The sequence below is a fragment of the Flavobacterium sp. ST-158 genome (genome assembly GCF_058309975.1).
The window spans coordinates 25,887-39,502 of the sequence record NZ_JBZEEN010000001.1 but is presented as its reverse complement, the minus strand read 5'-3'; the positions used below and the strand labels follow the sequence as shown (position 1 = coordinate 39,502).

Genomic DNA, 13,616 nt, shown 5'->3' with positions numbered 1-13,616 from the left:
AAAAGATAAAATGGCTCAATTTACACGTATAGAAGTTGCAACTGCAATGAAAGAAACAGGGATGATTCCTTTGTTTTTTAGTAATGATTTGGAATTAAGTAAAAATGTTCTGAAAGCTTGTTATGATGGTGGTGCACGTTTGATGGAATTTACTGCAAGAGGTGATTTCGCTCATGAAGTTTTTGCTGAATTGACTAAATATGCTATCAAAGAATTACCAGGAATGATAATGGGAGTAGGTTCAGTAACAGATGCTGCTGCTGCTTCATTGTATATGCAATTAGGTGCTAATTTTATCGTTACTCCTGTTTTTAGAGAAGATATTGCTATTGCTTGTAATCGTAGAAAAGTATTATGGTCTCCAGGTTGTGGTACTTTGTCTGAGATTGCAAGAGCCGAAGAATTGGGTTGCGAAATTGTAAAATTGTTCCCAGGAGAAATTTATGGACCACAATTCATTAAAGGAGTAAAGGGACCATGTCCTTGGACTAACATTATGCCTACAGGAGGAGTTTCTACAGAAAGAGATAACCTGAAATCTTGGTTTGATGCTGGTGCTTACTGCGTTGGAATTGGTTCACAATTAATCTCTGCTGCTGTTTTACAAAGTAAAGATTACGCTGGTTTAGCTCAAAAAGTGAAAGAAACGATAGCAACTATTGCTGATTTACGAAAAAAATAAAAAAATAAAAAAGTATACAACCAATTATGTCTGAGGTAATGGAAAAATTAAACAGAAAAAGTCAGGGATTAGAAAAATTAAACCCAATAAAAGTAGTTCAATTTGGTGAAGGTAACTTCTTAAGAGCTTTTGTTGATTACGCTTTTCAAAGATTAAACAATGAAGTTGATTTTAATGCTGGTATTGCAATGGTTCAGCCTTTGGCGGCTGGTATGGTAAACATGATTAATGACCAAGATGGTCTTTATACTTTGTTTATGAATGGAATCAAAAAAGGAGAAAAAATAGAAGATATTCAGTTAATTACTAATGTTGTTAAAGGAATCAATCCTTATACTGATTTTGCTGATTATTTAGCTTTAGCTAAAGAAGAGGAACTTCAATTTATTGTTTCAAATACGACTGAAGCTGGAATTGAATTCGTTGCAACTGATGCTCCGGATATGCAACCACCAACTTCATTTCCTGCAAAATTGACGGTTTTATTATACGAAAGATTCAAGCATTTCAATGGTGATGCTTCTAAAGCGGTTACTATCATACCTTGTGAATTAATTGATTACAATTCAGAAGCTTTGAAAAAATGTATCTTGCAATATTGTGAATTATGGAAGTTGGAAGAAGCATTTGTAACTTGGGTTTCAGAGGCTTGTACGTACCACAGTACTTTAGTTGACAGAATTGTTCCTGGATACCCAAGAGCTAATATTGAAGAATACAATGGTAAATTAGATTATCAAGACAATTTAATTGTTGCTGCTGAACCATTTTTCCTTTGGGCTATTGAAGGGGGTGAGGATTTAAAAGCAAAATTACCATTCCATAAAACGGATTTAAATGTGAAGATTGTTGATGATATTCGTCCTTTCAAAATGATCAAAGTGCGTATTTTGAATGGTGCGCATACTGCTATGGTTCCTGTTTCACTTTTATTTGGTAACAAATTAGTTATGGAAACAGTTAATGGTGATTTTACCGGACCATTTGTTGATAGCGTTATCAGTGAAATCAGCGAAACGCTTCCGATGGATAAAAATGAAATTACGGCTTATGCTGAAGAAGTTATGGATCGTTTTAAAAATCCATTTATCAAACATGCTTTAGCTGATATTGCTTTAAATTCAATTTCAAAATTCAAAGTAAGAGTATTGCCTAGTTTATTAGGATATTATAATGCCAAAAAAGAACTTCCAACTAGTTTGACTTTTTCATTAGCTTGTTTAATCCAATTTTATAAAGGAAATTGGAATAATGAGGCTCTACCAGTAAAAGATACTCCTGAATTAGTGGAAGCATTCAAAAAAGCATGGGAATTAGGGAATTTAGAATCAGTTGTAGCTACAGTTTTAGCTAATACCGATTTCTGGGATCAAGACTTAAATAAAGTAGACGGTTTATCACAAGCTTTAGTGCTTGCATTAAATGAAATTGAAACCAATGGGATTGAGCAAGGGTTTATCAATTTTTCTAAGAAAAACTAAAAGAACAAAAAAATCAAGTGTAAGATGCAAAAGAAATTAATAAAAGTAGATCCTTCGGATAATGTAGCTGTAGCTCTAGTTGACCTAGTTGCTGGAGAAACTATTCCATTTGAGGGAGAAGATGTTTTAGTAATATCAGATACTAAAATGAAGCATAAAATTGCGATGAAAGATTTTGAATCTGGAGACAAAATTTATATGTATGGTGTAATCGTTGGGAAAGCAAACCAAAAAATTGCAAAAGGAGATGTTATTACTACTCTTAATGTAAAACACGAAAGTGCTAAAGTAACTGGTAAAACAGATACTATTGGTTGGGAAGTTCCTAATGTGGATAAATGGAAAGATAAAACTTTCATGGGGTACCAACGTGCAGATGGTCAAGTAGGTACTGAAAATGTATGGTTGTTTTTCCCATTGGTTTTTTGTGAAAACAGGAATATCGAAATCTTAAAAGATATTTTTGAGAAAGAATTAATGAAACCAAAAGAAAACGATTACCAATTGTTATTGCGTTCATTAGTAAAATCTGAAACTGGTGGTGCTGGTAACGAAGCAGCTTCAAATGATGCTGAATTGTTCAATAATATTGAAGTGAAATTCATCACGCACCAAGGTGGTTGTGGTGGAATTCGTCAGGATGCTCATAGTTTAGCTAAATTATTAGCTGGATATGTGAATAATCCTAACGTTGCTGGAGCTACTGTATTGAGTTTAGGTTGTCAAAACTTACAAATTTCAATCTTTAAGGAGGCTTTAGAAGCGATTAACCCAAATAATCAAAAACCAGTTTTGATCTACGACCAACAATCTATTGGTACTATCGAAGCGATGTTGAACAGTGTAGTGAAAGATTCGTTTGAAGCTATCAAAAAAGCAAATGAAATTAAGAGAACTCCAGCTCCATTATCTAAATTAAGAATTGGATTAGAGTGTGGTGGTTCTGATGGATTCTCTGGAATTTCTGCTAACCCAACATTAGGAGTATTATCAGATAAATTAGTAGCTCTAGGAGGAACTACTATTCTTTCTGAATTCCCAGAATTATGTGGTGTGGAGCAAGAATTAGTAAACCGTTGTGTAGATGATAAAGACGGAAAACGTTTCTTAGAATTAATGAAATGGTATGAAAAAACAGTTGTTGATGCAGGTTCCGGATTTGACATGAATCCTTCTCCAGGTAACATCAAAGACGGTTTGATTACTGACGCTATGAAATCAGCAGGTGCTTCTAAAAAAGGAGGAACTTCACCTATTGTAGGAGTGTATGATTATGGTGAGTATATCAATGAGCCAGGATTTACATTATTATGTACTCCAGGAAATGACGTGGAGTGTACTACTGCAATGGTAGGATCAGGTGCTAATATGGTATTGTTTACAACAGGTTTAGGGACTCCAACAGGAAATCCAATTGCACCGGTTGTAAAAGTATCGTCTAACACGCAATTAGCTCAAAAAATGTCTGATATTATCGATTTTAATACAGGTGGAATTATCACAGGTGATAAATCGATTGAAGAAACAGCTGACGAAATGTTAGAATTTATTATAAAAGTGGCTAGTGGTGATGTAAAAACTAAGGCTGCTATATTAAACCAAAATGACTTTATTCCTTGGAAACGAGGAGTATCTTTATAAAGATTGTTTTTAGATTTTGTTTTTAGTTAAAAAGGGAGGTGTTTATTTTAATGCCTCCCTTTTTTTAATTATTTGTAATCCTTGTTGAAGACTGACGAATAAGTAGTTTAGGCATAATCACAACCTTATTTTCAGATTTTTTAGTTACGCGATTATTAATCTTATCTAAAAATACCTGAGCGGCCATTTTTCCCATTTCTAAAGGAGATTGGTCAACTGAAGAAATAGATAATTCCATGAATTTAGTAAAGGGTTCATTTCCAAAACCAAAAACACAAAAATCTTCTGGAATTTTAATTCCGTGTTCTTTAAGTTTTTGGATGGCTCCTAAAGCGGCAAAATCACTAGTGGAAAAAATAGCATTTGGTGGATTTTTTAATGCTAATAATTTTTCAACGGCATCTCTTCCTTCGGTAACATTACTTTTTATGTTGATGATATAATCTTCATTTATAGCAATATTATTGTCAAGTAAAGCTTGTTCGTAACCTCTGTAGCGATCTTCGTAAATTTCTAAGGAACGATCTCCGGAAAAATAAGCAATTCTATCACATCCTTGTTCAATAAGATGTTGCGTAGTTTGATAAGAAGCTTGGTAGTCATCAATGGTTACTGAGCTTACGTTGTCCATTTCTTTTTTTCTGTCAAAGAAAATTAGAGGAATGTTTTTCTGAATTACGCGTTCAATATAGTGGTTGTTTTCCTTTGGAAGATTCGATATCGACATTAAAATACCATCAACTTGGGCATTTAATAAAGTATTGACGTTTTCAATTTCTCTGTTTTCATCTTCATGGGTTTGACATATAATTACTTGGTAACCTTCAGGGTGTAATCCTTCTTCGATACCTCTAATTACCGAAGCAAAAAAATTGGTGTTAATGCGCGGTACAATAACTCCAACATTATTACTTTTTCCACTTCTTAGAGCTAGTGCCAATCTGTTTTGCTTATAGTTCATCCTATTAGCAGTTTCGAGAACCAATTGACGAGTGCTTTGACTAATTTTAGGATTATTATTTAGAGCTCTTGAAACAGTTGCAGCAGTTATGTTTAGCTCTTTAGCAATGTCATATATTGTTGTTTTTTCATTCATTATAATTAGTCTATTCGGGTAAAAATAATATATTTTTTTATATAATTATTTGTTTAGAACTTATATTCATGCAAATTTGGTATATAAAGTACTTTTTTAGCTTATTTTAATAGCTTTTTTTACAGAATTTTATACATAAACTACTAATTTTTCTTTTAATTGAAATAAAACATCTTTTTTTTGTTTATATCTGTTTTTTTAAGATGAATTTTATAGTTTTATAAAAAAATATATCTAGCTTTGTGTAATCGATTGCATTAATTTTGCTTTTTTAATGAAACAGCATTCATTTCAATTGGCTTTTTTGAAACTAAATTTAAAATTATTTAATTTTTATCAATGAAAAATAAAATTTACAAATCGCTTTCCTGTTTTTCTGTTACCGTTTTATCAGTTATTTTTTTTAATTGTGCTACTCAAAAAGGAACTGATGTTTTAGCAAATCCTTGGAAAGTAAAAGAACAAATTGAAAAAGAGGTGGTTGTACCAACTTTTGCTAATAAAAACTATAATATTGTTGATTATGGTGCAAAAAGTGGTGGAGTAGCTAATAATTCAGAAGCGTTTAAGAAAGCCATTGAAGCCTGTACTAAAAACGGAGGAGGAAGAGTTGTTGTTCCCGCAGGTAAATTTTTAACAGGTCCAATTCATTTAGATAATAACGTAAATCTTCATTTAGAAGATGGTGCTGAAATTTTGTTTAGCACTAAATCTTCTGATTATCCATTGGTAAGAACTACTTTTGAAGGTACAGAATGTATGAATCATTCGCCATTGGTGTATGCTTACAATAAAAAAAATATTGCAGTTACTGGAAAAGGGATTTTAAATGGTCAGGCTAATAATGAAAATTGGTGGTACTGGTGTGGTGCTACAAAATACGGATGGTCTGAAGGGAAAGGAAATCAGAATGACCCTCAAAACCGTGTTAGACTTGTAGATTCTGGGGAGCAAAATGTTCCAGTAGAAGAAAGAATTTATGGTGAAGGTTCTTATTTAAGACCAAGTTTTGTGGAGTTTTTTGGTTGTACTGATGCTATGATCAAAGATGTTAAGATTATAAATGCTCCTTTTTGGGTAATTCATCCAATGAAATCAACTAATGTAACTGTAGATGGTGTTACTGTGGAAAGCCATGGGCCTAATAATGATGGTTGTGATCCTGAATATTCTAAAAACGTTATTATAAAAAATTGTTCATTTAATACTGGAGATGATTGTATTGCAATTAAAGCGGGTAAAGATGGAGATGGTAGACGAGTAGCGATGAAAAGTGAAAACATCATTGTAAGAGACTGCAAAATGCTTGATGGTCACGGAGGAGTTGTTATGGGAAGTGAAATGACAGGTGGTATAAAAAATGTATTTGTTGAAAATTGTGAAATGGACAGCCCTAATTTAGACAGAGCTATTCGTATTAAATCCAATTCAAGAAGAGGTGGCATTGTAGAAAATGTGTTTGTTAGAAATATTGAAGTAGGCCAGGTTAAGGAATCTGTTTTAAGAATCAATATGTTTTATAATGTATATGGAAATCAAACGGGTAATTTTATTCCGCAGGTTAAAAATGTTACTTTAGAGAATGTAAAAGTTAAAGATGGTGGTAAATATGGTATTTTAGCTAAAGGATATAAAGAGTTGCCTATTGAAAATGTAACTTTTAAAAATGTAACCATCGATAAAGTAAAAGAGGCATTTTCTATTGAAAATGTAAATAATCTTCAGTTGATAAATACTTATATCAACGGAAAAAAAATGGAAAGTCCTAAAAACTAATTCAAATAAATAATACTAATATAAAAATATAAAATAATGAAAGCAAAGCAATTAATATTCACTTTTGTTTTAATAGGAACTTTGGGTTTTACAAGTTGTAAATCGCAATCGCCTAATAAAGATTTAAATTCTTCCAAGTTGAAATGGTCAGAAAGAATGGCTTTAACTTTAATGATGCGTCATCCTAATGCTTATGAAATAGATGATAGAACAACTCCAAAATGGGATTATGTGCATGGATTAGTGTTGAGTTCTATTGAAGAATTGTATAAAAAAACAAAAGATGAAAAATATTATAATTATGTAAAAGGCTATGCTGACGCTTTAATTGATGAGAATGGTAACATTGCTACTTATGATGCCGATAAATATAATATTGACATGGTTGTGGCTACCAATATTTTATTTGCCATTTATGAGAGAACACATGAAAATAAGTATCTAGTAGCTATGCAAACCATAAGAAAACAACTGGATGGACAACCAAGAACTCCAAGTGGTGGTTTTTGGCACAAAAAAATCTATCCAAACCAAATGTGGTTGGACGGTTTGTATATGGGACAACCTTTTTATGCTGAATACACAGCTAAGTTTGAAAATGGTAAAAACTTAAATGATGTAGCAAAACAATTTGAATTGATTCAAGCTAATGATAAAGACCCTAAAACAGGATTGTTATACCACGCTTGGGATGAAAGTAAAATGATGCCTTGGGCTGATAAAGTTACAGGGAAGTCACCTAATTTCTGGTCTCGCGCTTTAGGTTGGTATGCAATGGCTTTAGTGGACGTATTGGATAACTTTCCAAAAGATCATCCAAAACAAAAAGAGTTAGTAGGTTATTTAAATGATTTGGCCGTTGCTTTAGAAAAAGTACAGGATAAAAAAACAGGATTGTGGTATCAAGTAACGGATATGGGTGGTAGAGAAGGAAATTACCTTGAAGCTTCTGGTTCTTCAATGTTTGCTTATGCTTTAGCAAAAGGTGTAAACAAAGGTTATTTACCAGCTAAATTTAAAAAAGTGGCTAATCATGCTTTTGATGGTTTGACAACCAAATTAATGAAAGTAGATGCTGATGGTGGTATTACATTAACACAATGTTGTCAAGTAGCTGGTTTAGGAGGAAATCCATATCGTGATGGTTCTTATGAATATTATGTAAATGAGAAAAAGAAAGACAATGACCCTAAAGCAACAGGGCCATTTATTTTAGCCGCTATCGAATTAAACAGATAATAGTTTTTTAAATTACAAATAGTAATCAACCATTTATCCTAATATAATGAAGTTTATAAAGAATGCAGTCGCAATAGCATTAGTTGTTTTTTCGAATCAATTAATAGTTGCGCAAAAATCAAATGAATATTCTAAAGTTTGGGTTGCTGATAATGGCGACGGAACTTATAAGAATCCTATTTTACATGCGGATTATTCTGATCCAGATGCTATTAGAGTGGGGGATGATTATTATATGACTGCTTCTTCTTTTAACTGTATTCCAGGTTTGCCAATTTTGCATTCTAAGGATATGGTCAACTGGGAATTGGTGAACTACGCCTTGCCTAAACAACTTCCTTTTGATGTTTTTGATAAACCACAACATGGAAATGGAGTTTGGGCACCTTGTATTCGTTTTCATAATGAGGAATTTTATATCTATTATCCGGATCCGGATTATGGAATTTATATGGTAAAAACCAAAGATCCAAAAGGACTTTGGTCAGAACCAATTTTAGTAAAACCAGGAAATGGAATTATTGATCCAGCTCCTTTTTGGGATGATAATGGCAAAGCTTATTTAGGATTTGCATTTGCAGGAAGTCGTGCTGGGGCTAAGAGTTTATTGGCTGTTTGTACGATGAATCCTGAAGGAACGGTGGCTAATGATGATGCTGTTATGGTTTTAGACGGGCATTTTGATGAAGCTACTGTTGAAGGGCCAAAGTTTTACAAACGCAACGGTTACTATTATATTTTTGCACCTGCAGGAGGAGTTCCTACAGGTTGGCAAACGGTTTTACGTTCTAAAAATATTTTTGGTCCTTATGAAAAACGTAAAGTAATGGATCAAGGAAAATCTCCTATTAATGGCCCTCATCAAGGGGCTTGGGTTCAAACGCAAACGGGTGAAGATTGGTTTTTTCATTTTCAGGATAAAGGTGCTTATGGGCGAATTGTGCATTTGCAACCTATGAAATGGGTTAATGATTGGCCAGTTATTGGAAACGACAAAGACAAAGATGGAATAGGAGAACCTGTGGCTACTTATAAAAAACCAAATGTTGGTAAAACCTATCCAATCATGACTCCTCCGGATTCGGATGATTTTAACGAACCCAAATTAGGTTTACAATGGCAATGGCATGCTAATTATCAAGTCTATTGGGGAATGCCTACATCTATGGGATATTTTAATCTGTTTTGTCGTCCAATGCCTGAAAAAGCAATTAACTTGTATGATGTTCCGAATCTTTTATTGCAAAAATTCCCTGCTAATGAGTTTACAGCTACAGCTAAGATGACTTTCAATGCTCGTTTTGATGGAGAAAGTACAGGATTGGTTATCATGGGATTGGATTATAGTATGTTAAAAGTAAAACAACAAAATGGCGAATTGTTTATCTCTCAGGTTACATGCAAAAATGCAGATAAAAAAGGTACGGAAACCGAGAATAAACCAGTGAAGCTAGGTAGTAATACTTTTTACCTTCAGGTTAAAGTAAAAGAGGGTGGCATTTGTAGTTTCTTTTATAGTTTAGATGGGAAAAAGTTTCAGGCTTTAGGTGAAGATTTCAAATCTCGTGAAGGAAAATGGATTGGAGCTAAAATAGGTTTCACGGCATTAAGAGAAGGTGTAATCAATGATGCTGGAAATGTTGCCATAGACTGGTTTAGATTTAATAAATAAAATTACAAATTAATGAATATTTTTTCTAGAGTTATAGGGATTCTTACCATTGCTTTTGTTTCAGGAACTAGTTCTTATGCTAGTGTTGCTGTTAATTCCTTATCAAAAGATCTTGTGAGTATAGTTGCTCCTAAAGATGATTATAATGTTATTGTTGCTCAAGATGGTAGCGGCGATTATACCACGATTCAAGATGCAATTTACAACTCGCCTTCTTTTCCATACAAAAGAGTTACTATTACGGTTAAAAATGGCGTTTATCATGAAAAAGTTCGTGTTCTGGAATGGAATACTAAAATTTCGTTGATTGGCGAAAGCAAAGAGAAAACCATTATTAGTTATGATGATTTTTTCAGCAAAATAAATTTGGGCAGAAACAGTACGTTTTTAACTCCTACAGTATTGGTAGAAGCAAATGATTTTATGGTAGCTAATTTGACAATTCAAAATACGGCTGGTCCAGTTGGTCAAGCCATAGCTTTGTCAGTTGTGGCAGATAGAGTAGTGGTTTCTAATTGTAATATTTTAGGAAATCAAGATACTTTATATACTTCGGGCGAAGGTTTCAAGCAATATTTTAAAGATTGTTTTATTGAAGGTACGGTTGATTTTATCTTTGGTAGTGCAACTGCAGTTTTTGATAACTGCACTATTCATAGTAAAAGTAATGCTTATGTAACGGCGGCTTCAACTCCTGAAACCTCTAAATATGGTTTTGTGTTTTTAAATTGCAAGTTAACTGCTGATGCCAAAGCGACTGAAGTTTATTTAGGAAGACCTTGGCGTATTAATGCAAAAACGGCGTACATCAATTGCGAAATGGGAAGCCATATTCGAAAAGAAGGTTGGAACAATTGGTCTAAAGCTGATGCTGAAAAGGCTTCTTTTTATGCGGAGTATAATTGCTCAGGACCGGGATTTCAACCACAAAATAGAGTGGCTTGGTCGCACCAATTAACCAAAACGGAGGCTAAAGCATATACTTTAGAAAAGATTCTTGAAGAATCACAATCAAACTTAAAATGGTATTCAAATTTTAAATAAAAAATGATGAGAATTAAATTAGTACTTTTTTTATTGATAGCAACGACTTCATTTGCTCAAAAAATAACGGTTTATGGTATTGGCGATTCAACAATGGCTAATAAATCCAATCCAACAGAAAACCCAGAACACGGTTGGGCACAGGTCTTACAACAGTTCTTTGATAACAATGTTGTGGTTGATAATAGAGCTCAAAATGGTCGTAGTACGCGTAGTTTTATTAATGAAAATCGTTGGGATTCCATTTTGAAAACCTTGAAAAAAGGAGATTATGTTTTGATTCAATTTGGACATAATGACCAAAAAGAAAATAAACCAAGTGTGTATACCAATCCGCATACGGCTTATCGCCAGAATTTAATTCGATTTGTAAATGAAACTCGTGCTAAAGGGGCAACTCCTATTCTGTTATCTTCTATTGTTAGAAGAAACTTTAACGAACAAGGTACTTTAGTAGATACGCATGGCGAATATCCAATGGAAACGAGATTAGTGGCAACGGATTATAAAGTTCCTTTTATTGACTTACAATACTTAACAGAATTGTTAGAAGAGTCTTACGGTGTGGAAGGTTCTAAAAAATTGCATTTGCATTTTGAAGCAGGAGAAAGTTCTTTCTACAAAACGGAAAAACATGACAATACCCATTTGTCATTGCTTGGTGCAACTGAAATATCTAAATTGTTCATTTCTGAATTGAAAAAAACGGATTTAGATTTAAAAAAACATATCAAATAAATTATTAGATTATGAAAAGCAATTCTTTCTATATCGTTTTGTTATTATGTTTTAATGCGTTGTTTTCGCAAACTAAAATTGTGGATAAGACGGTTGAAATAGAAAAAATTGTGAATCGTATTCAGTTACCTTCTATTCCTAATTATAAAATCAAAGTTACTGATTTTGGAGCCAAAGGTGATTCGGTAACCAATTGTAAACAAGCTTTTGATAAGGCTATGAAAGCTTGTTCTAAAAAACAGGGAGGGACTATTGTGGTTCCTAAAGGTGTTTATACCATCAATGGACCTATCCATTTTGTGAGTAACGTAGAATTGCATTTAGAAACGGGTGCTAAAATTCGTTTTGGTTCTAATCCAAAAGATTATCCATTGGTTTTAACCAGCTGGGAAGGAACTATGCTTTATAATTATAGCCCGCTAATTTATGGCAATAATGTAGAAAATGTAGCTATTACAGGAAATGGAATTATTGATGGTGAAGCTAAGGATACTTGGATAAAATGGAAGCCACTTGAAGAAAAAGACAAGTTGTTGAGTCGAGAGATGAATCACAATAATGTACCTTTAAAAGAGCGTGTTTTTGGTAAAGGGCATTTTTTAAGACCGCAATTGATTCAGTTTTTTAATTCGAAAAATATTTTAATTGAAGATGTAAAAATTGAAGATTCTCCTTTTTGGTGTGTGCATTTATTAAAATCCAAAAGTATTACCCTTCGAGGTTTAAAATACGATGCTCAAAATAACAATAATGATGGGATTGATCCTGAATATTCGAGCGATATCTTAATTGAAAACATTCAGTTTGATAATGGTGATGATAATGTGGCTATAAAAGCAGGACGTGATGACGAGGGACGTTCTAATTCAAATACTCCTTCTGAGAATATAGTAATTAGAAATTGTGAGTTCAAAGGATTACATGCTGTAGTTATTGGTAGCGAAATGTCTGCTGGAGTGCGCAATGTGTATGTCGATAATTGCAAAACGAGAGGGTATTTAAAAAGAGGAATTTATATAAAAACAAATTCTGATAGAGGTGGATATGTGAAGGATTTGTATTTTTCAAATATTGCCTTTGATCAGGTTGAGGATTGTATTTACATGACGGCTAATTATCATGGAGAAGGTAGTGGTTGGTATCCTTCAAAAATTTCAGATATTTCAATTTCTAATGTAAGTTGTGAATCGGCATCAAACACGGCTATTATAATTGAAGGTTTTCCAGAAATGAAAGTTGAAAATGTTGTTTTAGATGCTATTACTGTTAAATCGGCTAAAAACGGAATGACTTTAACCAATACAAAAAACATTAGTGTAAACGAAATTGTAATTGGTGATAAAATTGGAGTTCCCAGCTCTGTAAAATAATAGAAATTACATTTAGAATATATTTTCTAAAAGAAAACTAAGTATCAAAATAATCGTGCAGTTCTTGTCTTGTTCTCTTAAAAATGCATACGCTCTCTTAATTTGAGTTTTTACAGTATTTATAGAAATATTATGCGTTTCTGCAATTTCTGCATAACTATGTCCTTCTATAACATGTGATATAAAAATTTCTCTTCTCGCTTTAGGGATTTTATCTACTAAAGCAAGGAGTCTGGATTTTTTGTTTTCATCTGTTTTTTCAAAAACCTCTTGTTCTTCAAATTTAGGAAGAATTATTTTAGTGTTTTCTAAAGTGATTTTTTTGTTTTTGTCTATATGTTGAAGGCTTAAATTTTTCACCGCTTTTGCTGAGTAAGCTTTAAATGAAATAGTAAAGTTTACGGCATTTTCTTTTTCCCATAAATAAATAAAATAATCTTGTACAATATCTTTTGCTGCATCTTTATCCTTAGTGATGTTATATGAAACAAGAGATAAGAAGACAAAATGCTCTTTGTACAGGCTTTCAAATGTGTTTAAATCTTTGCTTAGGGGCATTTTTCAATAATTAGTATTCTATTCAAATGAACTCTATTTCATTAAATATAGAATAAAAAGTTGGTTTTTTTATAAGATGTATAAAAAAAATAAAAATTTTTTACAGATACTGTCACCCTAAATCTATTTTTTTATAACAAATATTTAACATGTTGCAAATAGTAGATTAATTAAGAAAAGTGTAATGCTTTGCTGTAATGTATAAATTAAAAAAAAAAGAGAATTTAATTTTATTGAAAGTGCAAGATGTTTTTTTGAAAACAAATTGATAATTACTTTTTAATAAGATAGTTTAAAAGCTAAAACCAATTTACTAACC

Annotated in this window: 11 protein-coding genes; 9 read left to right on the top strand and 2 right to left on the bottom strand. The window is 32.5% G+C overall.

Features of this window, described 5'->3' with window-relative positions:
• Nucleotides 1-10: 10 nt before the first annotated feature.
• The 3 genes from AC4FRF_RS00135 to AC4FRF_RS00125 are packed head-to-tail and all read left to right on the top strand — an operon-like array spanning nucleotide 11 to nucleotide 3,804.
• Nucleotides 11-682: a bifunctional 4-hydroxy-2-oxoglutarate aldolase/2-dehydro-3-deoxy-phosphogluconate aldolase gene (locus AC4FRF_RS00135; protein ID WP_491157416.1), complete on the top strand. Its 672-nt coding sequence runs from the start codon at nucleotides 11-13 to the stop codon at nucleotides 680-682.
• A 38-nt stretch (nucleotides 683-720) separates the two neighbouring features.
• Entirely contained in the window at nucleotides 721-2,163 is a 1,443-nt protein-coding gene (locus AC4FRF_RS00130; protein ID WP_491158280.1) for a tagaturonate reductase, read from the top strand.
• A 24-nt stretch (nucleotides 2,164-2,187) separates the two neighbouring features.
• Nucleotides 2,188-3,804 carry a UxaA family hydrolase gene (locus AC4FRF_RS00125; protein WP_491157415.1) on the top strand — a complete coding sequence of 539 codons (1,617 nt, stop codon included), beginning with the start codon at nucleotides 2,188-2,190 and terminating at the stop codon, nucleotides 3,802-3,804.
• A 64-nt stretch (nucleotides 3,805-3,868) separates the two neighbouring features.
• Here AC4FRF_RS00125 and AC4FRF_RS00120 read toward each other — a convergent pair whose 3' ends face one another.
• On the bottom strand, nucleotides 3,869-4,900 hold the full coding sequence (locus tag AC4FRF_RS00120) for a LacI family DNA-binding transcriptional regulator (protein WP_491157414.1): 1,032 nt from the start codon (nucleotides 4,898-4,900) through the stop codon (nucleotides 3,869-3,871).
• A gap of 339 nt (nucleotides 4,901-5,239) precedes the next feature.
• On the opposite strand from AC4FRF_RS00120, the gene AC4FRF_RS00115 reads away from it, so the two are divergent.
• Genes AC4FRF_RS00115 through AC4FRF_RS00090 form a run of 6 tightly spaced genes read left to right on the top strand, consistent with a single transcriptional unit; the run spans nucleotide 5,240 to nucleotide 12,739 of the window.
• Nucleotides 5,240-6,676, top strand: a complete 1,437-nt coding sequence (locus AC4FRF_RS00115; RefSeq protein ID WP_491157413.1) for a glycoside hydrolase family 28 protein — start codon at nucleotides 5,240-5,242, stop codon at nucleotides 6,674-6,676.
• Between the two features lie 36 nt (nucleotides 6,677-6,712).
• Nucleotides 6,713-7,915 carry a glycoside hydrolase family 88/105 protein gene (locus tag AC4FRF_RS00110; protein ID WP_491157412.1) on the top strand — a complete coding sequence of 401 codons (1,203 nt, stop codon included), beginning with the start codon at nucleotides 6,713-6,715 and terminating at the stop codon, nucleotides 7,913-7,915.
• A 46-nt stretch (nucleotides 7,916-7,961) separates the two neighbouring features.
• Entirely contained in the window at nucleotides 7,962-9,587 is a 1,626-nt protein-coding gene (locus tag AC4FRF_RS00105) for a glycoside hydrolase family 43 protein (RefSeq protein ID WP_491157411.1), read from the top strand.
• A gap of 12 nt (nucleotides 9,588-9,599) precedes the next feature.
• Nucleotides 9,600-10,631 carry a pectinesterase family protein gene (locus tag AC4FRF_RS00100; protein WP_491157410.1) on the top strand — a complete coding sequence of 344 codons (1,032 nt, stop codon included), beginning with the start codon at nucleotides 9,600-9,602 and terminating at the stop codon, nucleotides 10,629-10,631.
• Nucleotides 10,632-10,634: 3 nt separating this feature from the next.
• Nucleotides 10,635-11,369 carry a rhamnogalacturonan acetylesterase gene (locus AC4FRF_RS00095; protein WP_491157409.1) on the top strand — a complete coding sequence of 245 codons (735 nt, stop codon included), beginning with the start codon at nucleotides 10,635-10,637 and terminating at the stop codon, nucleotides 11,367-11,369.
• Between the two features lie 11 nt (nucleotides 11,370-11,380).
• The gene (locus AC4FRF_RS00090; protein WP_491157408.1) at nucleotides 11,381-12,739 is read left to right on the top strand and encodes a glycoside hydrolase family 28 protein; all 1,359 of its coding nucleotides are present in this window, start codon (nucleotides 11,381-11,383) and stop codon (nucleotides 12,737-12,739) included.
• A gap of 12 nt (nucleotides 12,740-12,751) precedes the next feature.
• Here the strand turns inward: AC4FRF_RS00090 and AC4FRF_RS00085 are convergent, their stop codons facing one another.
• Entirely contained in the window at nucleotides 12,752-13,297 is a 546-nt protein-coding gene (locus AC4FRF_RS00085) for an RNA polymerase sigma factor (RefSeq protein WP_491157407.1), read from the bottom strand.
• Nucleotides 13,298-13,616 lie beyond the last annotated feature (319 nt).

What these genes read in the sequence shown, in the direction of transcription:
- AC4FRF_RS00135 (WP_491157416.1), top strand. Translation starts at nt 11, where the DNA reads ATGGCTCAATTTACACGTATAGAAGTTGCAACTGCAATGAAAGAAACA.
- AC4FRF_RS00130 (WP_491158280.1), top strand. Translation starts at nt 721, where the DNA reads ATGGAAAAATTAAACAGAAAAAGTCAGGGATTAGAAAAATTAAACCCA.
- AC4FRF_RS00125 (WP_491157415.1), top strand. Translation starts at nt 2,188, where the DNA reads ATGCAAAAGAAATTAATAAAAGTAGATCCTTCGGATAATGTAGCTGTA.
- AC4FRF_RS00120 (WP_491157414.1), bottom strand. Translation starts at nt 4,900, where the DNA reads ATGAATGAAAAAACAACAATATATGACATTGCTAAAGAGCTAAACATA.
- AC4FRF_RS00115 (WP_491157413.1), top strand. Translation starts at nt 5,240, where the DNA reads ATGAAAAATAAAATTTACAAATCGCTTTCCTGTTTTTCTGTTACCGTT.
- AC4FRF_RS00110 (WP_491157412.1), top strand. Translation starts at nt 6,713, where the DNA reads ATGAAAGCAAAGCAATTAATATTCACTTTTGTTTTAATAGGAACTTTG.
- AC4FRF_RS00105 (WP_491157411.1), top strand. Translation starts at nt 7,962, where the DNA reads ATGAAGTTTATAAAGAATGCAGTCGCAATAGCATTAGTTGTTTTTTCG.
- AC4FRF_RS00100 (WP_491157410.1), top strand. Translation starts at nt 9,600, where the DNA reads ATGAATATTTTTTCTAGAGTTATAGGGATTCTTACCATTGCTTTTGTT.
- AC4FRF_RS00095 (WP_491157409.1), top strand. Translation starts at nt 10,635, where the DNA reads ATGATGAGAATTAAATTAGTACTTTTTTTATTGATAGCAACGACTTCA.
- AC4FRF_RS00090 (WP_491157408.1), top strand. Translation starts at nt 11,381, where the DNA reads ATGAAAAGCAATTCTTTCTATATCGTTTTGTTATTATGTTTTAATGCG.
- AC4FRF_RS00085 (WP_491157407.1), bottom strand. Translation starts at nt 13,297, where the DNA reads ATGCCCCTAAGCAAAGATTTAAACACATTTGAAAGCCTGTACAAAGAG.